Consider the following 24,295-nt stretch of genomic DNA (forward strand, 5'->3'; position numbering starts at 1 on the left):
CGGCGATTGGGCTGCAAGGCAGCCCCTGACAATCTCAAGCCTGCTGCGTTTCTGCCAGCTTGTCCGCAGGCTTTGGCAACGACGACAACAACGCCATCACCAACGCCGCCAGATACGGCAGCGACTGCACCAGCAACATCGCCACCCAGAAGCGCATGTCCGAACTCGGCAGCCCCTGCACCAGGTAAATGCCGGCCGCAGCCCCCCACAGCAGCAACATGATGAACAGCTCTTCGCGCGCTTCGGAAATCGCCACCAGCACACCATGGCTGTCGGCATTCTTCGGCGTGCGGAAGAACGGCATGCTGCTGGTGAAGAACCCGTACAGCACCGCCTTGGCGATGGTGTGCGACAGCGCAAGGCCGGCCAGCGCCGCGGCGAAGGCATCCTTGAGGTTCACCCCCACCGCGCGGCGGTACAGGAAGATGATCTTGCCCACCTTGAAGAAGAACAGCGCCAGCGGCGGGATGGCGAAGATCATCAGCGGCGGGTCGACCCGGTGCGGCACGATGATCATCGCCGCCGACCACAGCAGGGCGCCGACGGTGAAGAAGATGTTCATGCCATCGGCGATCCACGGCAGCCAGCCGGCCAGGAAGTGGTAGCGCTGGCCACGGGTCAGCTCGCTGCCCTTGCCGCGCAGCAAGGCCGAGGCGTGGTGCTTGATGATCTGGATCGCGCCGTAGGCCCAGCGGAAGCGCTGCTTCTTGAAGTCGATGAAGGTGTCGGGCATCAGGCCCTTGCCATAGCTGTTGTGGGCGTAGGCGGCCGACAGGCCTTTCTCGAATACCCGCAAGCCCAGCTCGGCGTCCTCGCAGATGCACCATTCGGCCCAGCCCAGCTCTTCGAGCACGGTGCGCCGGGTCATGGTCATGGTGCCGTGCTGGATGATCGCGTCACGGTCGTTGCGGGTGACCATGCCGATGTGGAAGAAGCCTTTGTATTCGCTGTAGCACAGCTTCTTGAAGGCACTTTCGTGCTGGTCGCGGTAATCCTGCGGCGATTGCACCACGGCAATCTTCGGTTCGGCGAAGTGCGGCACCATGTGCTTGAGCCAGTTGCGGTCGACGCAGTAGTCCGAGTCGATCACCGCGATCACCTCGGCATCCTTGGCGGTGTGCGGGATCAGGTAGTTCAGGGCGCCGCCCTTGAAGCCGGCCAGCGGCGCCACATGGAAGAACTTGAAGCGCTCGCCGAGCTTCTCGCAGTGGGCCTTGAGCGGCTCCCACACGGCCGGGTCCTTGGTGTTGTTGTCGATCACCAGCACTTCGTAGTCCGGGTAGTCCAGGGCGGCAAGGGCATCCAGGGTCTGTTTGACCATCTCCGGCGGCTCGTTGTAGCACGGCACGTGCACCGAGACTTTCGGCCGGTAGGCGCTGTCGCCCTGCACCGGCAGAAATTCCCGGCGGCGCTTGTGGATCCACACCGCCTCGGCCAGCTCGTGGGCCTCGGTCAGCAGCACGATGAACACGCCCAGCGCGCCCAATGCCAGCAGCACGCCGACGGTGAGGCTGAACCAGGTGCTGTACTGCTGGCTATAGTCGTAGCCGATCCACACCAGCACCGACCCACAGAGGAAGGTGATGAAGGTGAGGAAGGTGCGCCCGCGCTGACGCAGGGCCGAGCCGTCGATCAGCAGCACGGTCAGGGCGATCATCGCCAGCACCACCGAGGCTACCGCCAGGGCGCGCCATTGCGGGATCGCCACCACCGGCCCTTCGAAGTTGAATTTCTGCTGGCGCTCGGCGTTGAACACGCCCCAATACGCACCTACCGAGCCTTCGTCACTGGCCTTCCACGGCTGGTCATAGGCTTCGATGACGAAGTAGTTGTAGCCGCGGCGGTTGAGGGTGTTGACCAGGGTGCGCAGGTAGATGGCCTGGTCGGCCTGGGTGGCATCGGCGCCGCCGCGCATGCGGCCGTTGCTCGGCCAGCCGACTTCCGACAGCAGCAGGGGCTTGCGCGGGAACTGGTGCTTGAGCTCGCGGGCCCGGTCGAGCACGAACTGCACCGAGTCCTTCATCGGCACGAACTCCCAGTAGGGCAGGATGTGCGCCGCGATCAGGTCGACGTGCTTGGCAAGCTCAGGGTGTTCTTTCCAGATGTGCCATTGTTCACTGGTGGTGACCGGCACCTTGACCGCGGCACGCACCCGGTCCAGGTACTGGATCAGCGCCTCGGGGGTGACCTCTTCGCGGAACAGCGCTTCGTTGCCCACCACCACGCGCACGACGCTGCGCGAAGTATTGGCCAGCTCGATGCCCTTGGCGATTTCGCGCTCGTTGCGCTCAAGGTCGGTGCTGATCCAGATGCCCAGGGTCACGCGCAAGCCGAATTCCTCGGCCAGGCGCGGGATTTCCGCCTGGGTGCCTTCGACCGTATAGATACGAATGCTGTCGGTCAGCTTGTTCATCTGCTCCAGGTCCTGGCGCATCTCGTCGTCGCTGGGGTACTGGCCCTTTTGTGGGCTTTCGCCGAGGCGGAACGGAGAATACGAGAAACCGGAGATCTGCTCCGGCCAGGCCGGTGCCGAAACCGGGCGGTTGACCAGGGCCCAGAACCCGGTGAACAGTGCGGCGATGGCCAGCACCACGACCAGGTTGAGGCCGAATTTGCGTGAAGACATTGTGATCCAAATCTGTCCAGGTGATAGGACATTAAAGCAGCATTGGCAGGCTCTTTCCTAACGATGGAGCTGAAGGCGGCCACTGGCCTATAATGCGCGCCGATTTTTGCGGCATTGAGCTTCGGGGTAGCAACATGAGCACAGAAGATCCACGCTTCGCCGGCGTCGCCCGGCTTTACGGCGACGAAGGCCTGCAGCGCCTGCGCCAGGCCCACGTGGCGGTCGTCGGTATCGGCGGGGTCGGCTCGTGGGCGGCCGAAGCGCTGGCGCGCAGTGGCGTGGGCGAAATCACCCTGTTCGACCTCGATGACGTCTGTGTCAGCAACACCAACCGCCAGGCCCATGCCCTGGAGGGCCAGGTCGGGCGGCCCAAGGTCGAGGTGATGGCCGAACGCCTGCGGGCGATCAACCCGGCGTGCACGGTGCATGCGGTGGCCGATTTCGTCACCCGCGAGACCATGGCCGAATACATCAGCGAAAACCTCGATGCGGTCATCGACTGCATCGACAGCGTGATGGCCAAGGCCGCGCTGATCGCCTGGTGCCGGCGGCGCAAGATCGCCATCGTCACCACCGGCGGTGCGGGCGGGCAGATCGACCCGACGCAGATCCAGATCGGCGACCTCAACAAGACCTTCAACGACCCGCTGGCCTCGCGGGTGCGCTCGACCTTGCGCCGCGACTACAACTTCTCGCGCAATGTCAGCCGCAACTACGGCGTGCCTTGTGTGTTTTCCAGCGAGCAGCTGCGTTATCCCAAGGGCGATGGCAGCGTTTGCCTGCAGAAGAGCTTCGTCGGTGAAGGTGTGCGCCTGGACTGCGCGGGCGGCTTTGGCGCGGTGATGATGGTGACCGCGACCTTTGGCATGGTGGCGGCGAGCAAGGCGGTGGAGAAGTTGGTGGCAGGTGCGCGGCGGCCTTCGGAGCGGGTCAAGGCGCAATAACTGTTTTGCCCCCGCCCACAAAAAACTGTGGGGGTACTTGTGGGAGCGGGCTCGCCCCGCGAATGCATCAGCGCGGATTTCGGGCCAGTTCGGCCATCCGCTGCAGCACCGCATGCAGCCCATTGCTGCGCGACGGCGACAGCTGACGCTCAAGGCCCAGCTGGGTGAACCAGCCCTGCAGGTCCAGCCCCGCCAGTTCAGCGCTGGGCAACCCCTGCACGCGCACCAGCAACAACGCCAGCAACCCGCGCAACAGCCGCGCATCGCTGCTGGCCTTGAACCGCCATTGCCCCTCGCGCTGCTCGGCCACCAGCCACACCACGCTTTCACAGCCATGCACCCGGTTGCCTTCGGATTTCTCGGCCTCCTCAAGCGGCGCCAGGGTGTCGCCCATCTGCATCAGCAACCGCGCACGCTGCTCCCAGCCGCGCGCCTGCTCGAAACGCTGCAAGGCCTCGTGGGCTTCTACCGGCAAGCTCATCGCAACAGCTCCAGGCCTTGGTCGAGCGCATCGAAGAAGCGCTGCAGGTCATCGCTGTCGTTGTACAGCGCCAACGACACGCGAATCGCGCCCTCCAGCCCCAGGCCCTTGAGCAACGGCATGGCGCAGTGATGCCCGGCGCGCACGGCAATGCCCTGTTCAGTCAAAAGATGAGCGATATCAGCGTTGTGCACGCCTTCGACGACAAAACTGGCCAAGGCCGCCTGCGGCGTGCCGAGCACGCGCACGCCTTCGCGATCGGCAAGGCCGCGCAGCAGCCCTTGATGCAGGTGCGCCTCATGGGCCTCGACCGCCTGGGCGTCGAGGCTGGCCAGGTAATCCAGGGTTGCGCCCAGGCCGACAACGCCGGCGATCGGCGGGGTGCCTGCCTCGAAGCCCAGTGGCGCCGGGCGGAAGCTGGCGCTCTGGTAGTCGGCCAGCTGCACCATCTCGCCGCCGAACTGCCAGTGGCGCAGCAGCGCCAGCGCATCGCTGCGCCCGTACAGCACACCAACGCCATCAGGCCCGTACAGCTTGTGGCTGGAAAACACGTAGAAGTCGCAACCCAGCTGTTGCACGTCATGGCGGCCGTGGACCACGCCCTGGGCGCCATCGACCACGGTCAGTGCACCTTGGGCGCGGGCATGGGCCAGCAGCGCCGGCAAGGGCTGCCAGGTGCCGAGCACGTTGGACAGCTGGCCAAGGGCAAGCAGCCGCGTGCGCGGGCCGATCAGTTGCAGCGCCTGCTCCAGGTCGATGCGGCCGTGGGCGTCCAGCGGCAGTACCACAAGGTGCAGGTTGCGGCGCCGAGCCAGTTGTTGCCAGGGCAGCAGGTTGGCGTGGTGTTCCAGGGCGCTGATGACGATCTCGTCGCCCGCCTCGAAGCGGTGTTCCAGGCCGTAGGCCAGCAGGTTAAGGGCCGAGGTGGCGCCGTGGGTGAAGACGATCTGCTGCGACTGCTCGGCATTGAGCCAGGCGGCAACTTTGTCCCGGCTGGCTTCGAAGGCCTGGGTGGCGAGGGCGCCGGGCAGGTGCTGGGCACGGTGCACGTTGGCCGCGCCATGCCCGTAGTAATGGCTCAGGGCATCGAGCAGGGCCTGGGGCTTCTGGGTGGTGGCGGCGCTGTCCAGGTAGGTCTGGTGCTGCCGTTGCAGGGCGGCGATGGCGGGGAAATCGGCACGCCAGGGGGAGGGCTGGAACATGATCACGGGGCCTGGAATGAAAATCGGGTCTGGCGTGAGTGCGCCAGACCCGATCTTAACACTTCGAACCCGTGGGGAGTTCTCAGTTGTGGGCGTGCAGCGCCTCGTTCAGCTCGATCGCCGACTTGTGCGTCTTGCACTCCACCGCGCCGTTGAGCGAGTTGCGGCGGAACAGCAGGTCGGTCTGGCCGGCCAGGTCGCGGGCCTTGACCACTTTGACCAGCTGGTTGTTCTCGTCGAGCAGGTTCACCTTGGTGCCGGCAGTGATGTACAGGCCAGCTTCGACGGTGTTGCGATCGCCCAGCGGGATGCCGATGCCGGCGTTGGCGCCGATCAGGCAGCCTTCGCCGACCTTGATGACGATGTTGCCGCCGCCGGACAGGGTGCCCATGGTCGAGCAGCCGCCGCCCAGGTCCGAACCCTTGCCGACGAACACGCCCGCCGAGACGCGGCCTTCGATCATGCCCGGGCCTTCGGTGCCGGCGTTAAAGTTGACGAAGCCTTCGTGCATGATGGTGGTGCCTTCGCCGATGTAGGCGCCCAGGCGCACACGGGCGGTGTCGGCGATACGCACGCCGGCCGGGACCACGTAGTCGGTCATCTTCGGGAACTTGTCGACCGAGAACACTTCCAGCAGCTCGCCCTTCAGGCGTGCTTCGAGTTGCAGTTCGGCCAGCTCGCCCAGGTCGACGGCGCCCTGGTTGGTCCAGGCCACGTTCGGCAGCAGTGGGAAGATGCCGGCCAGGCTCAGGCCGTGCGGCTTGACCAGGCGGTGCGACAGCAGGTGCAGCTTGAGGTAGGCCTCTGGGGTGGAGGCCAGGGCCGCGTCTTCGGCCAGCAGGGTGGCGACCAGCGGCTTGTGGCTCTCGGCCAGGCGGGTCAGCAGGGCGGCCTGGGCGGCGTCGACGCCTTTGACGGCTTCGGCCAGCTGGGCGGCCTGGGCGTTGCTGAAGGCAATGGCCTGGTTGCCACCTTCATAGCCGAGAATCGGTGCCACGGCGGCAACCAGTTCGGCGCTCGGGTTGAGCAGTGGTTGTGCGTAGAAGACTTCCAGCCAGGTGCCCTGGCGGTTCTGGGAGCCGACGCCGAAGGCCAGGCTGAACAGGGAATTGGACATGTGATTACCTCGTGCGAAATAGGGTATGAAGCGGTGACCGGGTCAGGCCAGGGCGGCGGCGTACAGGTCGGGCTTGAAGCCCACCAGGGTGCGCGCGCCAAGGTCGAGCACCGGGCGCTTGATCATCGACGGCTGGGCCAGCATCAGTTCGACGGCCTTGGCCTGGTCGAGATCGGCCTTGCTGGCGTCGTCGAGCTTGCGGAAGGTGGTGCCGGCACGGTTGAGGATGACTTCCCAGCCGTGTTCGTCGCACCAGCGGTTCAGGCTGTCGCGGTCGATGCCTTGGGTCTTGTAATCGTGGAATTCGTAGGCGATGGCCTGGTCTTCGAGCCAGGTGCGTGCCTTTTTCATGGTGTCACAGGCTTTGATGCCGTAGAGCGTGTAGGTCATTGTGTACATTGGGGTCAAAGGTTTCCCCAATTTCTCCCTTTCTGATAGTCAGTCGCGGGATTATGCGGGAACGATCCTCGCGGCGCCACGGGTGTGCAACCCAAGACACGTATCATCGTGTTACATATTCATTTGCCACCTGCGACTATCGTGCAGCGGCCCAAGATTGCCCGGCCCCGCTAACATATTGTTTCAATGGCGATGTTTCGCCCTGTTGTAGTTTTTGGTTCACAAAGGAAGCTTTCACGGATGCAGTCCGCCTATACCGTCCTCATCCTGCTGACGCTGGTAAGCGTGTCGAAACTGGTCGGGCGGGTGATTCCGCTGCCGCTGCCCCTGGTGCAGATTGGCGCCGGTGCCTTGCTGGCGTGGCCAACCCTCGGCCTGCATGTTGCCCTGGACCCCGAGCTGTTCCTCTTCCTGTTCCTGCCGCCGCTGCTATTCGCCGACGGCTGGCGCATGCCCAAGCGCGAGCTGTGGCGCATCCGTGGCCCGGTGGTGGCGTTGGCCGTGGGGCTGGTGCTGTTCACCGTGGTTGGGGCCGGCTACTTCATCCACTGGTTGCTGCCGACCATCCCGTTGCCGGTGGCCTTCGCCCTGGCCGCAGTACTGTCGCCGACCGACGCCGTGGCGGTTTCGGCCATTGCCCAGGACCGCTTGCCGACCCCGCTGATGCACATGCTGCAGGGCGAGGCGCTGATGAACGACGCCTCGGGCCTGGTGACCTTCAAGTTCGCCCTGGCCGCAGCGATCACCGGGGCCTTTTCGCTGGCCGATGCCAGCTTCAGTTTCGTCCTGGTGGCCCTGGGTGGCCTGGCGGTCGGTGTGGCCCTGAGCTGGTTGATCGGCCGCTTGCGGGCCTGGATGATCGCCCGTGGCTGGGATGACCCGGCCACCCACGTGGTGTTCATGTTGCTGCTGCCCTTTGCCGCCTATGTGCTGGCCGAGCGCCTGGGCGTTTCCGGCATCCTTTCGGCGGTGGCGGCCGGCATGATGCAGAGCTGGCTCGACCTGCTGCCCCGGCAGACCAGCACCCGCCTGCTCAACCGCAGTGTGTGGTCGCTGTTGGAGTTCGCGTTCAACGGCTTGATCTTCCTGCTGCTGGGCCTGCAACTGCCGGACATCATCAAGGCCGTGGTCAGCCACGAAACCACTGTATGGCCGACCCTGGCCTGGCGTTGCCTGGATGTGCTGGCGATCTTCGCGGCGCTGGTGCTGCTGCGCTTCATCTGGGTGCAGAGCATCTGGCGCGCGATTGGCGTGGTGCGCCGGTGGCGGGGCAAGCCGGCCCTGGTGCTGATGCCGACGGCGCGCTCATGCTGGTTGCTGACCTTGGGCGGCGTGCGCGGGGCAGTGACCCTGGCCGGCGTGATGTCGGTGCCGCTGCTGATCAGTGCAGGCGTGGCGTTTCCCGAACGGGACTTGCTGATCTTCATCGCCGCCGGGGTCATCCTGCTGTCGCTGATCAGTGCCTGCATTGCCCTGCCGTTCCTGCTGCGCGGGGTGACCCGAACGCCCGACGAGCGGTTGCACCAGGAAGTGCTGGACGCCTGGCGGCGCACGGTCGAGGCGGCGATCCATGCCCTGGAGGCGGAAGAGGTGATTGACGCCAGCGCACCGCAGGATGCGGCGCAGGCGACCATGGCCACCGAGCTCAAGGCCAGGTTGATGGCCGAGTATCGCGATGAGCTGAACAGCTACAACGACACGGCCGAGGCGCGGGCGCTGGCCGAGCAGATGGACTTGCTGGAGCGGCGTTTGCGTTTGCGTGCGCTGCGCGCGCAGCGGCTGGAGCTGTACAACCTGCATCGCCAGCACCTGGTGGGTGATGAGGTGGTGCGGCAGGTGTTGGGGGAGCTGGATATGAGCGAGGCGAACCTGGGGGCGGTCAAGTAGCACCCTGGGGCTGCCTTGCAGCCCAATCGCCGGCAAGCCGGCTCCCACAAGTTTGAGCCCGGCGCAGCCCCTGTAGGAGCCGGCTTGCCGGCGATTGGGCCGCAGAGCGGCCCCCACTCAATCAGCGATTTTGCAGAAACGCGCGAATCCGCTCTGCCGCCTCGATGCACTCGGCCAGTGGCGCAACCAGTGCCATGCGCACGCGCCCGGCCCCTGGGTTCACACCATCCACCTCACGCGACAGGTACGAGCCCGGCACCACGGTCACATGCTGCGCCTCGAACAGGTCGCGAGTGAAGTCGGCGTCGCAGCCCGGCACCTTGGCCCACAGGTAGAAGCTGCCATCGGGCCGCTGCACGTCCATGACCGGCTGCAGGATATCCAGCACAGCATCGTACTTGGCCCGGTACTGGTCGCGGTTGGCGCGCACATGGGCTTCGTCCTGCCAGGCGGCGACGCTGGCCAGCTGGGTCTGCACCGGCATCGCGCAGCCATGGTAGGTGCGGTACAGCAGGAACGGCTTGATGATCTCGGCGTCACCGGCGACGAAGCCCGAACGCAGGCCTGGCAGGTTGGAGCGCTTGGACAGGCTGTGGAACACCACGCAACGCTTGAAGTCGCTGCGGCCAAGCTGCGCGCAGGCGCTGAGCAGGCCCGGCGGTGGCGCGTCTTCGTCGAAGTACAGCTCGCTGTAGCACTCGTCGGCGGCAATCACGAAGTCATGCTCGTCGGCCAGGGCAATCAGTTTTTTCAGGGTGTCCATCGGCACCAGTGCGCCGGTGGGGTTGCCTGGCGAGCACAGGAAGAGGACCTGGCAACGCTGCCAGACTTCGGCCGGCACGGCATCGAAGTCGGGGTTGAAGCCGTTGCTTTCCAGGCATGGCAGGTAATGCGGGGTGGCGCCGGCGAGCAGCGCTGCGCCTTCGTAGATCTGGTAGAACGGGTTGGGGCTGACCACCAGGCCATCATCGGCGCGGTTGACCACGGCCTGGGTGAAGGCGAACAGCGCTTCACGGGTACCGTTGACCGGCAGGATATGGCGGTCGGCATCCAGCCAGCCGGCCGGCACGCCGAAACGCCGCTCGCACCACTGGCCGATGGCCTGGCGCAAGGCCGGCAGGCCCAGGGTGCTGGGGTAGACCGCCAGCTTGTCGAGGTTGTCGGCCATGGCCTTGGCGACGAAGGCCGGCGATTCGTGCTTGGGCTCACCGATCGAAAGCGCAATGGCGCGCTTGTCCGCCGCGGGTTTCACGCTGCCCAGCAGGGCGCGAAGTTTCTCGAACGGGTAGGGCTGAAGCTGGGTCAAGGCGTGGTTCATCGGCGCAAGGTCTCGTCAATCGTCTTATCGTTGAATCGTTAAATGTTCATGCGGGTCGGGCTGGGCTCGCTGGCCTGGCCGGCCTGCAGCTGCTGCACGATGGCTTCCTGCAGGCGGCTGCACAGCTGCGGGTCGGACAGCGGCTGGTTGTCGGCGTCGGTGATGAAGAACACGTCCTCGACGCGCTCGCCGAGGGTGGCGATCTTGGCGTTCTGCAGCGACAGGTCGAACTCCAGGAAGATGCGCCCGAGCCGCGCCAGCAGGCCGGGGCGGTCCGGCGCGGTGATTTCGAGGATGGTCACCGGCCGCTGGGCATCGTTGAGGATGGTCACCTGCGGCGGGAAGTTGAAGTGCTTGAGCTGGCGCGGCACCCGGCGCTGGATGATGGTCGGGTAGTCCTCGGGGTTGCGCAGCGCTTCGGTGAGCCCGTCGCGGATCTGCTTGACCCGCTGCGGGTTGTCGCCGATCGAGCCGCCGTCGTTGTCCAGCACGATGTAGGTATCGAGGGTGAACTGGCTGCTCGAGGTGATGATCCGCGCGTCATGGATGTTCAGGTTGAGCTGCGACATGGCCGCCACGGTCACGGCGAAGAAGTCGTGCTGGTCGGGGGCGTAGATGAAGATCTGCGTGCCGCCCTCGAACTCGCGGGAGGTGGTTTCCTTGATCAGCACCAGCGGGCCGCCATCGGCAGGCTGCTGGAGGATCGCGTCACTGTGCCAGGCCACGTCGGCGGCGGTGTGCTTGAGGAAGTAGTCGTCGCCCAGTTGCGACCAGAGCTGCTCGACGTCGTCCGGGTCGGTGCCTTCGCGGATCAGGATGTCCAGCGCCGCGCTCTGGGTCTGGCGAATCTGCTCTTCACGGTCGAGCGGGTTTTCCAGGCCGCGGCGCAGGGCACGCTTGGTCTCGGTGTAGAGCTGGCGCAGCAGGCTGGCCCGCCAGGAGTTCCACAGGCTGGGGTTGGTGGCGTTGATGTCGGCCACGGTCAGCACATACAGGTAGTCCAGGCGCGTCTCGTCGCCCACGTGCAGGGCGAAATCGTTGATCACCTGCGGGTCGGACAGGTCCTTGCGCTGGGCGGTGGTCGACATCACCAGGTGGTTCTGCACCAGCCAGACGATCAGCCGGCTGTCCCAGGCTGGCAACTGGTGGCGTTCGCAGAACTTCTGCGCATCCACTGCGCCGAGCTCGGAGTGGTCGCCCTGGCGGCCCTTGCCGATGTCGTGGTACAGCCCGGCCAGGTAGATCAGCTCGGGCTTGGGCAAGCGGCCCATGAGCTTGCTGGCCAGCGGGAATTTCTCGGACACCGGCGTGTACTGCAGCTTGCGCAGGTGCTTGATGAGGTTGAGGGTGTGCGCATCGACCGTATAGATGTGGAACAGGTCATGCTGCATCTGCCCGACGATCAGGCCGAACTCCGGCAGGTAGCGCCCGAGGATGCCGTAGCGGTTCATCCGCCGCAGGTTGCGGTGGATGCCGATTTCGCACTTGAACAGCTCGATGAACAGGCTGGTGTTGCGAATGTCGTTGCGGAAGGTGTCGTCGATCAGGTGCCGGTGCTCGCGCAGCAGGCGCACGGTGTCGGCGCGCACGCCCTTGATCTCCGGGTGCTGGGCCATCAGCACGAAGATCTCCAGCATGGCGAACGGGGTGCGCTTGAACACGTTGGGCCTGACCGCTTCGATGTAGCCGTCGTGCAGGCGGAAGCGGGCATTGAGCGGCTGGGTGGTGCCGCTGTCGTCATCGGCGAGGATGACTTCCTCGAAGTGCTGGATGATCAGGTCGCACAGCTGGCTGATGCTCATCACCACCCGGTAGTACTGCTGCATGAACTGCTCGATGGCGCGCTTGGGGTTCTCGTCGCTGTAGCCGAGCAGCGCGGCGATGCTGCGCTGGTGGTCGAACAAAAGGCGGTCTTCGGCGCGCCCGGCCAGCATGTGCAGGGCGTAGCGCACCTTCCACAAGAAGTCCTGGGAGGAGGCCAGCAGCTCGTTTTCGCTTTCCAGCAGAAACCCTTCGCCGGCCAGTGCATGCAGGTTCAGCGTGCCGTACTGGCGGCGGGCCACCCAAAGCACCGTCTGGATGTCGCGCAGGCCGCCGGGCGAGCCCTTGACGTTGGGTTCGAGGTTGTATTCGGTGTCGTTGTACTTGTGATGGCGGGCCTTGAGCTCGGCACGCTTGGCCAGGAAGAATTCCTTGCTCGGCCACATGTGCGCGGTGCTGGTGACGTCCAGCATGCGCTGGCGCAACGCCTCGGGGCCGGCGATGGTGCGGCTTTCCATCAGGTTGGTGATGACCGTCAGGTCGGCGCGCGCCTGTTCGGCGCATTCATCGACGGTGCGCACGCTCTGGCCGACTTCCAGGCCGATGTCCCACAGCAGGGTGAGAAAGCGCTCGATGGCATCGCGGTACTGTTCATGCTCGGCGGCGCCCAGCAGGATCAGCAGGTCGATGTCCGAGTGCGGGTGCAGTTCGCCGCGCCCGTAGCCGCCCACGGCGATCAGGGCGATACCGCTAGGGTCGCCCCAGTCGAACTGCTTCCAGGCCTGTTGCAGGATGTTGTCGACGAGCCACGCGCGGTCCTCGATCAGGCGGCGGATTTCGCGGCCTTCGCGAAAACGCTTGTCGAGCACCTCGCCGGCCTGGCGGATGGCTTTCTTGAAGGCGGCGATGGGGCTCGCCTTGAGGGCCAGTTCCGCCTGGAACTGGCCGCGGTCGAACAGCTCGGGATCCACCTGGGGCATCGCGTCGCGTTCCTGTCGTAGGGGTAGCCCTTGGCGTAATCAGGCCGAGGTGCGCGGGATGGTGTCGTCCTTGCGCAGGGTGAAGATCTCGTAGCCGGTCGCGGTCACCACCAGGGTGTGTTCCCACTGGGCGGAGAGCTTGCGGTCCTTGGTGATGGCGGTCCAGCCGTCGCCCAGCACCTTGGTGTCGGCCTTGCCCTGGTTGATCATCGGCTCGATGGTGAAGGTCATGCCTTCCTTGAGCTCCATGCCGGTGCCGGCCTTGCCGTAGTGGAGGATCTGCGGCTCTTCATGGAACACCTTGCCGATGCCATGGCCGCAGAACTCGCGCACCACCGAGAAGCCGTTCTTTTCGGCATGCTTCTGGATCACTTCGCCGATGTCGCCCAGGCGGCAGCCCGGCTTGACCAGTTCGATGGCCTTGTACATGCACTCCTGGGTGACCTTGGACAGGCGCTCGGCCCATACCGGCACGCTGCCAACGTGGAACATGCGGCTGGTGTCGCCGTGGTAGCCGTCCTTGATCACGGTGATGTCGATGTTGAGCGTGTCGCCATCCTTGAGCGGCTTGTCATTGGGGATGCCGTGGCAGACCACATGGTTGATCGAGGTGCAGATCGACTTGGGGTAGCCCTTGTAGTTGAGCGGGGCCGGGATCGCCTGCTGGACGTTGACGATGTAGTCGTGGCAGATGCGGTCGAGTTCTTCGGTGGTGACACCGGGCTTGACGTGTTCTTCGATCATCTCCAGCACTTCGGCGGCCAGGCGGCCGGCGATGCGCATCTTCTCGATGTCTTCTGCGGTCTTGATGGTGACGGTCATTACAGGCTCTCTACGGCGCCGTGCACGGCGCGAACAAACGGGAAAGGCCGGATTCTAGCAGAGCAGGGCGGCATTCTGTCGGGATAAAGGCGGCCATGCTGCTGTCTATAGAGGGCATTCTGGCCTGTTTGCCGGGGTGCTGCAAAAACCGCTGACGGACGTGCCTTTATCCGGGTTCCGTTCGCCCGCGGTCTGTGGTATAAAATGCGCCGCTTTCGGGGACGACCCCGTCAGCCTTAAACCCACACACGTGTCGACACGATGACCTGGGTGCCCGGCAACTTCGAACTGCGGTTCGGCTGCATGGGTTGGTCATTGGGATACGTGGAGGCCCAACCCGACTTATCAAGGAACTATCATGTCCCAAGTCAATATGCGCGATATGCTGAAGGCCGGTGTGCACTTCGGCCACCAGACCCGTTACTGGAACCCGAAAATGGGCAAGTTCATTTTCGGCGCGCGTAACAAGATCCACATCATCAACCTGGAAAAAACCCTGCCGATGTTCAACGACGCTCTGTCGTTCGTTGAGCGCCTGGCCCAGGGCAAGAACAAGATCCTGTTCGTCGGCACCAAGCGTTCCGCCGGCAAGATCGTCGCCGAGCAAGCTGCTCGTTGCGGTTCGCCATACGTTGACCACCGTTGGTTGGGCGGCATGCTGACCAACTACAAGACCATCCGTGCTTCGATCAAGCGTCTGCGCGACCTGGAAACCCAGGCCGACGATGGCACCTTCGCCAAGTTGACCAAGAAAGAAGCCCTGATGCGTTCCCGCGATCTGGAAAAACTGGACCGCAGCCTGGGTGGTATCAAGGACATGGGCGGCCTGCCTGATGCCCTGTTCGTGATCGACGTTGACCACGAGCGCATTGCCATCACCGAAGCCAACAAGCTGGGCATCCCGGTCATCGGCGTTGTCGATACCAACAGCAGCCCAGAAGGCGTTGACTTCGTTATCCCAGGTAACGATGACGCCATTCGCGCTATCGAGCTGTACATGACTTCGATGGCTGACGCCGTCATCCGCGGCCGCAACAATGTTGCCGGCGGCACCGAAGTCTACGCTGAAGAAGCGGCTGCACCAGCTGCTGAGTAATAGGCGCTAGCGTCTACTTGGCACGCGAAAAGGGGGCTTTGCCCCCTTTTTGCCACCTTGAAATCCTGCTGTCAGCATGCGCCCCGCATCATGGGCCGGCTGAATCAGAAACAGCGGATTTGCAGAATTGAACGCCCGTGACGAGCGGGTGGAATGGTTGAAAAACTTTCCAAGAGGATTTTGAAATGGCAGCAATTACTGCAGCGCTGGTGAAAGAACTGCGCGAGCGTACCGGCGAAGGCATGATGGATTGCAAGAAGGCCCTGGAAAAGGCCGGCGGCGACATCGAGAAAGCCATTGACGACATGCGTGCCTCGGGCGCCATCAAGGCCGCCAAAAAGGCTGGCAACGTCGCTGCTGAAGGCGCTATCGCGGTCAAGGCCGACGGTAAATCCGCCGTCCTGCTGGAAGTGAACTCGCAGACCGACTTCCTGGCCCTGCAAGACGACTTCAAGAACTTCGTCGCCGAAAGCCTCGAAGAAGCCTTCGCCCAGAAGCTGACCGACGCAGCTCCGCTGATCGCTTCGCGTGAAGCGGCTCGTGAAGCCCTGGTTGCCAAGTGCGGCGAAAACGTCAACATCCGTCGCCTGGCGCGCGTTGAAGGCGACGTTGTCGGCGCCTACCTGCACGGCAACAAGATCGGTGCTGTCGTGGTTCTGAAAGGCGGCGACGTCGACCTGGCCAAGAACATCGCCATGCACGTTGCAGCTTCGAACCCAGAGTTCCTGGACGCGTCGGAAATCTCCGCCGAGGCCATCGAGCGCGAGAAGAACGTCTTCCTGCAGCTGAACGCCGACAAGATCGCCGGCAAGCCGGAAAACATCGTTGAGAACATGATCAACGGTCGTATCACCAAGTTCAAAGCCGAAGCGTCGCTGAAAGAGCAAGCTTTCGTGATGAACCCGGAAGTCAAAGTTGGCGAACTGGCCAAGAAAGCCGGTGCTGAAATCGTTTCCTTCACCTACTTCAAGGTTGGCGAAGGCATCGAGAAGCCAGTCGACGACTTCGCTGCTGAAGTTGCCGCTCAGGTAGCTGCTGCCAAGCAGTAAGACAGCCCCGTCTGTCGCCCCAAAGAGGCTGCCCGCTCACGCGCGCAGCCTCTTTGTCAAAGCGGGAGCGGTTTACCAGACCGTCGCTCGCTGACGCAGTTGCTGCGTCACGTTAGAGTTACATGCAGGCTCAAGCAGCCCGCCAGAATTTTTTACAAACGCCGCAGGAGAGATTCGCAATGGCTCAGCAGGGCAGTGGTCATCAGGCTCGCTATAAACGCATTCTACTCAAACTTAGCGGCGAGGCCCTGATGGGCTCGGAAGAGTTCGGGATCGACCCCAAGGTCCTGGATCGCATGGCGCTGGAAGTCGGCCAGCTGGTCGGCATCGGCGTCCAGGTAGGCCTGGTCATTGGTGGTGGCAACCTGTTCCGTGGTGCGGCGCTCAGTGCAGCCGGCATGGACCGCGTCACCGGCGACCACATGGGCATGCTGGCAACCGTAATGAATGGCCTGGCCATGCGCGACGCGCTGGAGCGGGCAAACATTACCGCCATCGTCATGTCGGCCATTTCCATGGTGGGCGTGACCGATCACTACGATCGCCGCAAAGCCATGCGTCACCTGAACGCCAAGGAAGTCGTTATCTTCGCTGCCGGTACCGGCAACCCGTTCTTCACCACTGACTCCGCCGCTTGCCTGCGCGCCATCGAAATCGATGCCGACGTGGTATTGAAGGCAACCAAGGTCGATGGTGTATACACTGCAGATCCATTCAAGGACCCGCATGCCGAGAAGTTCGATCATCTTACCTACGATGAAGTGCTGGATCGCAAGCTGGGCGTGATGGACCTGACGGCAATCTGTCTGTGCCGCGACCACAAGATGCCGCTGCGCGTCTTCAACATGAACAAACCCGGCGCCCTGCTGAACATCGTGCATGGCGGCGCGGAAGGAACCCTGATCGAGGAAGTTCAAAAATGATCAACGACATCAAGAAAGACGCCCAGGACCGCATGGGCAAGTCCATCGAGGCCCTGGGCCGCAACCTGGCGTCCATCCGTACCGGTCGCGCCCACCCAAGCATCCTGGACAGCGTCAAGGTCACCGCCTGGGGTAGCGAGATGCCGCTGAACCAGGTGGCCGCTATTTCCGTCGAAGATGCCCGGACCCTGAAGATTGTCGCCCACGACAAGAACCTCAGCGCCGCCATCGAGAAGGCCATCCTGACCTCCGACCTCGGCCTGAACCCGTCCAGCGCCGGTACCACCATCCGCGTACCGATGCCGGCCCTGACCGAGGAAACCCGCAAGGGCTACACCAAGCAGGCCAGTGGCGTTTGCGAAGATGCCAAGGTTGCCGTGCGCAACGTGCGCCGTGATGCCCTGGCAGAGCTGAAGAAGCTGACCAAGGACAAGGCCATCAGCGAAGACGAAGAGCGTCGCGCTGCCGACGAGATCCAGAAGCTGACCGACAAGTTCGTCGCCGAAGTCGACGCTGCGTACAAAGCCAAGGAAAAGGACCTGTTGGCCGTCTAAGGCCGAGGTTTTTTAATGGAAAAGACCAAGCTGGCGGCACCCTCTTCGGTGCCGCGTCACGTCGCGATCATCATGGATGGCAACAATCGCTGGGCGAAGAAGCGCCTGTTGCCCGGCGTTGCCGGGCACAAGGCCGGCGTCGATGCCGTGCGTGCGGTCATCGAAGTCTGCGCCAAGTCCGGCGTCGAGGTGCTGACCCTGTTCGCGTTTTCCAGCGAGAACTGGCAGCGCCCGGCCGAAGAGGTCGGGGCGTTGATGGAGCTGTTCTTCTCGGCGCTGCGCCGTGAGGCCAAGCGCCTCAACGAGAACAACATCAGCCTGCGCATCATCGGTGACCGTTCGCGTTTTCACCCGGAGCTGCAGGCCGCCATGCGCGAAGCCGAAGCGCTGACCGCGGGCAATAATCGCTTCATCCTGCAGATCGCCGCCAATTATGGTGGCCAGTGGGACATTGCCCAGGCTGCCCAGCGTCTGGCGCGTGAGGTCCAGGCCGGCCATCTGCGCCCGGACGACATCACCCCGGGCCTGCTGCAGACCTGCCTGGCCACGGGCGAGCTGCCGTTGCCAGACCTGTGCATCCGTACCGGTGGCGAGCACCGCATCAGCAACTTCCTGCTGTGGCAGCTGGCCTACGCCGAACTGTACTTCTCCGACCTGTATTGGCCGGACTTCAAACACGAGGCCATGCGCACTGCCCTGGCCGATTTCGCTTCGCGCCAGCGCCGCTTTGGTAAGACCAGCGAGCAGGTCGAGGCTGGAGCTCGTGCTTAATGCTTAAACAACGCATCATTACCGCGCTGATCCTGCTGCCGATCGCGCTGGGTGGATTTTTCCTGCTCGAAGGTGGGGATTTCGCCCTGTTCATCGGCTTCGTGGTGACCCTCGGTGCCTGGGAGTGGGCGCGTCTGGCCGGCTTGATGGCCCAGCCGCTGCGCATCGCCTACGCTGCCGTGGTCGCCGGGGCGCTGATGCTGCTCTATCTGATGCCCGACCTGGCGCCCTGGGTGCTCGGTGCGTCGGTGATCTGGTGGGGGCTGGCAACTTGGCTGGTACTCACCTACCCGCGCAGTAGCGAACTCTGGGCCAGCGCCGCCTGCCGGCTGCTGATCGGGCTGCTGATCCTGCTGCCGGCCTGGCAAGGGCTGATCCTGCTCAAGCACTGGCAGCTGGGCAACTGGTTGATCCTGTCGGTCATGGTGCTGGTATGGGCCGCCGATATCGGTGCCTATTTCTCCGGCCGGGCCTTCGGCAAGCGCAAGCTGGCGCCGCTGGTCAGCCCGGGCAAGAGCTGGGAAGGCGTGTATGGCGGCCTTGCGGTCAGCCTGGTGATTACCCTGGTGGTCGGCATCAGCCGTGACTGGGGTGTCGGGCAGATCCTGCTGGGGCTGCTGGGCGCTGCGCTGGTGGTCATGGCGTCGGTGGTCGGTGACCTGACCGAGAGCATGTTCAAGCGCCGCTCCGGGATCAAGGACAGCAGCAACCTGCTGCCGGGCCACGGCGGCGTGCTCGACCGCATCGACAGCCTGACGGCGGCCATCCCGCTGTTCGCGGTGCTGTTGTGGGCGGCCGAATGGGGTGTGATGTGAGTGCACTGCAGCGCATTACCGTACTCGGGGCGACCGGTTCGATCGGCCTGAGCACCCTGGATGTCATTGCGCGTCACCCCGAGCGCTACCAGGTGTTCGCCCTGAGCGGTTATTCGCGCGTCGATGAGCTGTTGGCCCTGTGCTTGCGCCATCGTCCTGCCTTTGCCGTGGTGCCCAGCGCCGAGGCGGCTTTGCGCCTGCGTGAAGGCCTTGCGGCGGCCGCTTGCGCCACCCAAGTGTTGGAAGGGGAGGCGGGCCTCTGTGAAGTCGCCGCGGCGCCCGAGGTGGATGCCGTGATGGCCGCCATCGTCGGCGCCGCGGGCTTGCGCCCGACCCTGGCGGCCGTGCAGGCCGGCAAGAAGGTGCTGCTGGCCAACAAGGAAGCGCTGGTGATGTCCGGCGCGCTGTTCATGGACGCCGTGCGCCAGAGCGGCGCGGTGCTGCTGCCGATCGACAGCGAGCACAACGCGATCTTCCAGTGCCTGCCGGGCGATTACGGCCGTGGCCTGAGCCAGGTGGGGGTGCGCCGCATCCTGCTGACCGCCTCGGGCGGGCCGTTCCGTGAAACGCCGCAGGCGGCACTGGCCGATGTCACGCCCGAGCAGGCCTGTGCGCACCCGAACTGGTCCATGGGCCGCAAGATCTCGGTGGATTCGGCGAGCATGATGAACAAGGGCCTGGAGCTGATCGAGGCCTGCTGGCTGTTCGATGCGGCGCCGGCCAAGGTCGAAGTGGTGGTGCACCCGCAGAGCGTGATCCATTCGCTGGTCGATTACGTCGACGGTTCGGTGCTGGCCCAGTTGGGCAACCCGGACATGCGCACCCCCATCGCCAACGCCCTGGCCTGGCCCGAGCGGATCGATTCGGGGGTCGCCCCGCTCGATCTGTTCGCCATCGCCCGCCTGGACTTCCAGGCGCCCGACGAGCAGCGCTTCCCGTGCCTGCGCCTGGCACGCCAGGCCGCCGAGGCGGGCAACAGTGCCCCGGCGGTGCTCAACGCTGCCAACGAGGTGGCGGTCGAGGCATTTCTCGAGCGGCGTATCCGCTTCCCGGAGATCGCGGGTATGATCGAACAGGTGCTCGACCAGGAGCCTGTGGTGCCGCTGCCCTCGCTGGATGCGGTGTTTGCCGCCGACCAGCGCGCCCGCGAACTGGCCCGCGAGTGGCTTCGCCGCCACGGCCGCTGACACCCTGCCCAGGGTTTGGCTGAACGTCATTCGGAGATAGACATGACTGCGCTCTACATGATTATCGGCACCCTGGTGGCCCTGGGTGTACTGGTCACGTTCCACGAATTCGGCCACTTCTGGGTCGCTCGCCGCTGTGGCGTGAAGGTACTGCGTTTTTCCGTGGGTTTTGGTACGCCACTGCTGCGCTGGCATGACCGCCAGGGCACCGAGTTCGTGGTGGCGGCGATCCCTTTGGGCGGCTACGTGAAAATGCTCGACGAGCGCGAAGGCGAAGTGCCGCCGGCGCTGGTGGAGCAGTCGTTCAATCGCAAATCGGTGCGCCAGCGAATCGCCATCGTGGCGGCCGGCCCCATTGCCAACTTCCTCCTGGCCATCGTGTTCTTCTGGATCCTGGCGATGCTGGGTACCCAGCAGATTCGCCCGGTGATCGGGGCTGTCGAGCCGGACAGCTTGGCGGCTTCCGTCGGGCTGATGGCGGGCCAGGAAATTGTCTCGGTCGATGGCAAACCGACCAGCGGTTGGTCTGCGGTCAACCTGCAACTGGTCCGGCGCCTGGGCGAGAGCGGCACGCTGCAGGTTGGCGTGCGTGACGAAGGCGCCAGCGCCGAGCGCCAGCTGCAGATAAAGCTCGACAGCTGGCTCAAGGGTGCCGACGAGCCCGACCCGATCCAGTCTCTTGGGCTGCGCCCTTGGCGCCCGGCGCTTGAGCCGGTGCTGGCCGAGATCGATGCCAAGGGCCCAGCCGCGGCGGCTGGCCTGAAAACCGGCGACCGCCTGCTGGCCCTCGATGGTGTGGCGCTCAAGGACTGGCAGCAGCTGGTCGACAGCGTGCGCGCTCGCCCCGAGGCCAAGGTCATGCTGCGCGTCGAGCGTGACGGCGCGGCCCTGGAAGTGCCGGTAACCCTGGCCCGCAAGGGTGAGGGCAAGGCCTCGGGCGGCTACCTGGGTGCGGGCGTGAAAGGCGGCGAATGGCCAGCCAGCATGCTCCGCGAAGTCAGCTACGGCCCGCTGGAGGCCGTGGGCGAGGGACTGTCGCGCACCTGGAACATGAGTGTGCTGACCCTCGAATCGCTGAAGAAAATGCTGTTCGGGGAGCTCTCGGTAAAAAACTTGAGCGGACCGATAACCATTGCTAAAGTGGCGGGCGCTTCAGCCCAGTCCGGCGTGGGGGATTTCCTGAATTTCCTGGCCTACCTGAGCATAAGCCTGGGGGTTCTTAACCTGCTGCCCATTCCCGTACTGGATGGGGGGCATTTGCTGTTTTACCTGGTCGAGTGGGCGCGCGGTCGTCCGCTGTCCGATCGGGTGCAAGGTTGGGGGGTCCAGATCGGTATCAGTTTGGTCGTAGGGGTGATGTTGCTCGCCCTGATCAACGATCTGGGTCGACTATAAAAGCTTCGCATTGCGAACCTGCCGCCACTTCGCGGCAGGTTGTTTATTGCCAGTTGGAATAAAAGGACTTCATGAAACGTCTGCTGCTAACTGCGGTCCTCTCCGCACTGATGATCGCTGAAGTTCACGCCGAGTCCTTCACCATCTCCGATATTCGTGTCAACGGCCTGCAGCGGGTATCCGCCGGCAGCGTCTTCGGTGCCTTGCCGCTCAACGTCGGCGACCAGGCCGATGACCGCCGCCTGGTGGAATCGACCCGCTCGCTGTTCAAGACCGGCTTCTTCCAGGACATCCAGCTGAACCGCGACGGCAATGTCCTGATCATCAACGTGGTCGAGCGCCCGTCGGTGTCGAGCATCGAGATCGAAGGCAACAAGGCGATCAGCACCGAAGACCTGATGAAGGGCCTGAAGCAATCGGGCCTGGCCGAAGGCGAAATCTTCCAGCGTGCCACCCTTGAAGGCGTGCGTAACGAGCTGCAGCGCCAGTACGTGGCCCAGGGCCGCTACTCGGCCGAAGTCGACGCCGAAGTGGTGCCGCAGCCGCGCAACCGCGTCGCGCTGAAGATCAAGATCAACGAAGGCACGGTCGCGGCCATCCAGCACATCAACATCGTCGGCAACACCGTGTTCGACGATGAAGAGCTGTCGCAGCTGTTCGAACTGAAGACCACCAACTGGCTGTCGTTCTTCAAGAACGACGACAAGTATGCCCGCGAGAAACTCTCCGGTGACCTGGAGCGCCTGCGTTCCTACTACCTGGACCGCGGCTACATCAACATGGACATCGCCTCTACCCAGGTGTCGATCACCCCGGACAAGAAGCATGTCTACATCACCGTCAACGTCAACGAAGGCGAGAAATACACCGTCCGCGACGTGAAGCTCTCCGGTGACCTCAAGGTGCCGGAAGACCAGGTCAAGTCGCTGCTGCTGGTGCAGCCGGGCCAGGTATTCTCGCGCAAGGTGATGACCACCACGTCCGAGCTGATCACCCGTCGCCTGGGTAACGAGGGCTACACCTTCGCCAACGTCAACGGCGTGCCACAGCCGAACGACCAGGACCACACCGTCGACATCATGTTCGTGGTCGACCCGGGCAAGCGTGCCTACGTCAACCGCATCAACTACCGTGGCAACACCAAGACCGAAGACGAAGTGCTGCGTCGCGAGATGCGTCAGATGGAAGGCGGCTGGGCTTCGACCTACCTGATCGACCAGTCCAAGACTCGCCTCGAGCGCCTGGGCTTCTTCAAGGAAGTCAACGTCGAGACCCCGCCGGTGCCAGGCACCGACGACCAGGTCGACGTCAACTACAGCGTCGAAGAGCAGGCTTCCGGCTCGATCACCGCCAGCGTCGGTTTCGCCCAGAGCGCCGGCCTGATCCTCGGTGGTTCGATCAGCCAGAGCAACTTCCTGGGTACCGGTAACAAGGTGTCCATCGGCCTGACCCGTTCCGAGTACCAGACCCGCTACAACTTCGGTTACGTCGATCCCTACTTCACTGCCGACGGCGTGAGCCTGGGTTACAACGCCTTCTACCGCAGCACCGACTACGACGACCTCGATGTCGACGTGGCAAGCTACGCGGTCGACAGCTACGGCGCGGGCGTCAGCCTGGGCTACCCGATCAGCGAAACTTCGCGCCTGACCTACGGCCTGAGCGTGCAGCAGGACAAGATCAAGACCGGCAAGTACACCGTTGACGAGATCTTCGACTTCCTCAAGGAAGAAGGCGACAACTTCCTGAACTTCAAGGCTTCGATCGGCTGGTCCGAATCGACCCTGAACAAAGGCGTGCTGGCGACCCGTGGCCACTCCCAGAGCCTGACCCTGGAATCGACCATCCCGGGCAGCGACCTGTCGTTCTACAAGCTCGACTACCGTGGCCAGCTGTTCAAGCCGATCACCAACAACTACACCCTGCGCCTGCACACGGAACTGGGCTATGGTGATGGTTTCGGTGGTACTTCCGGCCTGCCGTTCTACGAGAACTACTACGCGGGTGGCTTCAACTCCGTCCGTGGCTTCAAGGACAGCAGCCTGGGCCCACGCAGTACGCCAAGTACCGGCAAGAACCCAGGCACCATTGCTGACCCGGACCAGGATCCGCTGCCGTTCGGTGGCAATGTGCTGGTGCAAGGTGGCGTCGAGCTGCTGTTCCCGCTGCCGTTCGTCAAGGACCAGCGTTCGCTGCGCACCTCCGTGTTCTGGGATGTGGGTAACGTGTTCGACACCAACTGCGGCAGCAAGCCGGATTGCGAAAAGGTCGGCTTCTCGGGCATGGCCAGCTCCGTTGGCCTGGGCGTTACCTGGATCACGGCCCTGGGCCCGTTGAGCTTCAGCCTGGCGATGCCGGTGAAGAAGCCGGACGATGCCGATACCCAGGTGTTCCAATTCTCTCTGGGCCAGACCTTCTAAGGTCGGCCCTTGCTTAACGACAACGGTTTATCCAGGAGTGCATCGTGCGTAAGTTGACTCAACTGGCCGTACTGGCCGCGGCGCTGGTCGCCACCCCGGCTTTCGCCGAAATGAAGGTTGCCGTGCTGAACTATCAGATGGCCCTGCTCGAATCCGATGCCGCCAAGAAGTACGCGGTCGATGCCGAGAAGAAGTTCGGCCCGCAGCTGACCAAGCTCAAGAGCCTGGAAAGCAGCGCCAAAGGCATCCAGGACCGTTTGATCAAAGGCGGCGACAAAATGGCGCAGCCTGAGCGTGAGCGCCTGGAGCTCGAATTCAAGCAGAAAGCCCGTGACTTCCAGTTCCAGTCCAAGGAGCTGAACGAAGCCAAGGCTGTTGCCGACCGCGACATGCTCAAGCAGCTCAAGCCCAAGCTCGATGGCGCTGTCGAGGAAGTGATCAAGAAGGGCGGTTACGACCTGGTTCTCGAGCGCGGTGCGGTCATCGATGTCAAACCTCAGTACGACATCACCCGCCAAGTCATCGAGCGCATGAACCAAGCCCGTTGA

Annotated in this window: 20 protein-coding genes; 12 read left to right on the plus strand and 8 right to left on the minus strand. The window is 63.9% G+C overall.

Annotation, left to right across the window (positions count from 1 at the left end; genetic code table 11):
- Window positions 1-34: 34 nt before the first annotated feature.
- Window positions 35-2,626: a glycosyltransferase gene (locus L6D75_RS18530; RefSeq protein WP_176513551.1), complete on the minus strand. Its 2,592-nt coding sequence runs from the start codon at window positions 2,624-2,626 to the stop codon at window positions 35-37.
- Window positions 2,627-2,760: 134 nt separating this feature from the next.
- Here L6D75_RS18530 and tcdA point away from each other — a divergent pair, with 134 nt between their 5' ends.
- On the plus strand, window positions 2,761-3,570 hold the full coding sequence (tcdA, locus tag L6D75_RS18535) for a tRNA cyclic N6-threonylcarbamoyladenosine(37) synthase TcdA (protein WP_176513549.1): 810 nt from the start codon (window positions 2,761-2,763) through the stop codon (window positions 3,568-3,570).
- 67 nt (window positions 3,571-3,637) lie between these two features.
- Here the strand turns inward: tcdA and L6D75_RS18540 are convergent, their stop codons facing one another.
- The 4 genes from L6D75_RS18540 to L6D75_RS18555 form a co-directional block, all read right to left on the minus strand.
- Complete coding sequence (locus L6D75_RS18540; protein ID WP_176513547.1) at window positions 3,638-4,051, minus strand: SufE family protein; 414 nt, start codon at window positions 4,049-4,051, stop codon at window positions 3,638-3,640.
- Entirely contained in the window at window positions 4,048-5,253 is a 1,206-nt protein-coding gene (locus L6D75_RS18545; RefSeq protein WP_176513545.1) for a cysteine desulfurase, read from the minus strand. Before L6D75_RS18545 ends, L6D75_RS18540 begins: the two co-directional genes overlap by 4 nt.
- A gap of 82 nt (window positions 5,254-5,335) precedes the next feature.
- Window positions 5,336-6,370, minus strand: coding sequence for a 2,3,4,5-tetrahydropyridine-2,6-dicarboxylate N-succinyltransferase (gene dapD / locus L6D75_RS18550; protein WP_176513543.1), 1,035 nt, complete (start codon window positions 6,368-6,370; stop codon window positions 5,336-5,338).
- 42 nt (window positions 6,371-6,412) lie between these two features.
- Window positions 6,413-6,760, minus strand: a complete 348-nt coding sequence (locus tag L6D75_RS18555) for an ArsC family reductase (RefSeq protein WP_075043977.1) — start codon at window positions 6,758-6,760, stop codon at window positions 6,413-6,415.
- 249 nt (window positions 6,761-7,009) lie between these two features.
- On the opposite strand from L6D75_RS18555, the gene L6D75_RS18560 reads away from it, so the two are divergent.
- Window positions 7,010-8,656: a Na+/H+ antiporter gene (locus L6D75_RS18560; RefSeq protein WP_176513541.1), complete on the plus strand. Its 1,647-nt coding sequence runs from the start codon at window positions 7,010-7,012 to the stop codon at window positions 8,654-8,656.
- 121 nt (window positions 8,657-8,777) lie between these two features.
- On the opposite strand, the gene dapC is transcribed toward L6D75_RS18560, so the two are convergent.
- From dapC to map, 3 genes are read right to left on the minus strand one after another with little or no spacing between them, the layout of a single operon-like run.
- The gene (gene dapC / locus L6D75_RS18565) at window positions 8,778-9,974 is read right to left on the minus strand and encodes a succinyldiaminopimelate transaminase (RefSeq protein WP_176513539.1); all 1,197 of its coding nucleotides are present in this window, start codon (window positions 9,972-9,974) and stop codon (window positions 8,778-8,780) included.
- A 38-nt stretch (window positions 9,975-10,012) separates the two neighbouring features.
- A complete protein-coding gene (locus L6D75_RS18570; RefSeq protein WP_176513537.1) occupies window positions 10,013-12,715 on the minus strand; it encodes a [protein-PII] uridylyltransferase in 2,703 nt (900 codons plus the stop codon).
- A gap of 39 nt (window positions 12,716-12,754) precedes the next feature.
- A complete protein-coding gene (gene map / locus L6D75_RS18575; RefSeq protein WP_176513535.1) occupies window positions 12,755-13,537 on the minus strand; it encodes a type I methionyl aminopeptidase in 783 nt (260 codons plus the stop codon).
- A 358-nt stretch (window positions 13,538-13,895) separates the two neighbouring features.
- On the opposite strand from map, the gene rpsB reads away from it, so the two are divergent.
- The 10 genes from rpsB to L6D75_RS18625 all read left to right on the plus strand — a co-directional run bounded on the left by rpsB (window position 13,896) and on the right by L6D75_RS18625 (window position 24,295).
- Window positions 13,896-14,633 (plus strand): 30S ribosomal protein S2, encoded by a 738-nt coding sequence (gene rpsB / locus L6D75_RS18580; RefSeq protein WP_176513532.1) that lies wholly within the window; start codon window positions 13,896-13,898, stop codon window positions 14,631-14,633.
- A 185-nt stretch (window positions 14,634-14,818) separates the two neighbouring features.
- On the plus strand, window positions 14,819-15,682 hold the full coding sequence (gene tsf / locus L6D75_RS18585; protein WP_134825640.1) for a translation elongation factor Ts: 864 nt from the start codon (window positions 14,819-14,821) through the stop codon (window positions 15,680-15,682).
- Window positions 15,683-15,861: 179 nt separating this feature from the next.
- On the plus strand, window positions 15,862-16,605 hold the full coding sequence (gene pyrH, locus L6D75_RS18590; RefSeq protein WP_027920035.1) for a UMP kinase: 744 nt from the start codon (window positions 15,862-15,864) through the stop codon (window positions 16,603-16,605).
- Complete coding sequence (gene frr, locus L6D75_RS18595; protein ID WP_176513530.1) at window positions 16,602-17,159, plus strand: ribosome recycling factor; 558 nt, start codon at window positions 16,602-16,604, stop codon at window positions 17,157-17,159. Before pyrH ends, frr begins: the two co-directional genes overlap by 4 nt.
- A 15-nt stretch (window positions 17,160-17,174) precedes the next feature.
- Complete coding sequence (gene uppS / locus L6D75_RS18600) at window positions 17,175-17,930, plus strand: polyprenyl diphosphate synthase (RefSeq protein ID WP_176513529.1); 756 nt, start codon at window positions 17,175-17,177, stop codon at window positions 17,928-17,930.
- Entirely contained in the window at window positions 17,930-18,745 is an 816-nt protein-coding gene (locus L6D75_RS18605) for a phosphatidate cytidylyltransferase (RefSeq protein WP_176513527.1), read from the plus strand. The genes uppS and L6D75_RS18605 overlap by 1 nt, the downstream gene beginning before the upstream one ends.
- Window positions 18,742-19,932 (plus strand): 1-deoxy-D-xylulose-5-phosphate reductoisomerase, encoded by a 1,191-nt coding sequence (ispC, locus tag L6D75_RS18610; RefSeq protein ID WP_176513525.1) that lies wholly within the window; start codon window positions 18,742-18,744, stop codon window positions 19,930-19,932. Before L6D75_RS18605 ends, ispC begins: the two co-directional genes overlap by 4 nt.
- A 42-nt stretch (window positions 19,933-19,974) precedes the next feature.
- On the plus strand, window positions 19,975-21,327 hold the full coding sequence (rseP, locus tag L6D75_RS18615) for an RIP metalloprotease RseP (RefSeq protein ID WP_176513523.1): 1,353 nt from the start codon (window positions 19,975-19,977) through the stop codon (window positions 21,325-21,327).
- A 71-nt stretch (window positions 21,328-21,398) separates the two neighbouring features.
- Window positions 21,399-23,747 (plus strand): outer membrane protein assembly factor BamA, encoded by a 2,349-nt coding sequence (bamA, locus tag L6D75_RS18620; protein ID WP_176513520.1) that lies wholly within the window; start codon window positions 21,399-21,401, stop codon window positions 23,745-23,747.
- Window positions 23,748-23,791: 44 nt separating this feature from the next.
- Window positions 23,792-24,295 carry an OmpH/Skp family outer membrane protein gene (locus tag L6D75_RS18625; protein ID WP_008094900.1) on the plus strand — a complete coding sequence of 168 codons (504 nt, stop codon included), beginning with the start codon at window positions 23,792-23,794 and terminating at the stop codon, window positions 24,293-24,295.

Source organism: Pseudomonas faucium (genome assembly GCF_021602585.1).
GTDB lineage: Bacteria > Pseudomonadota > Gammaproteobacteria > Pseudomonadales > Pseudomonadaceae > Aquipseudomonas > Aquipseudomonas faucium.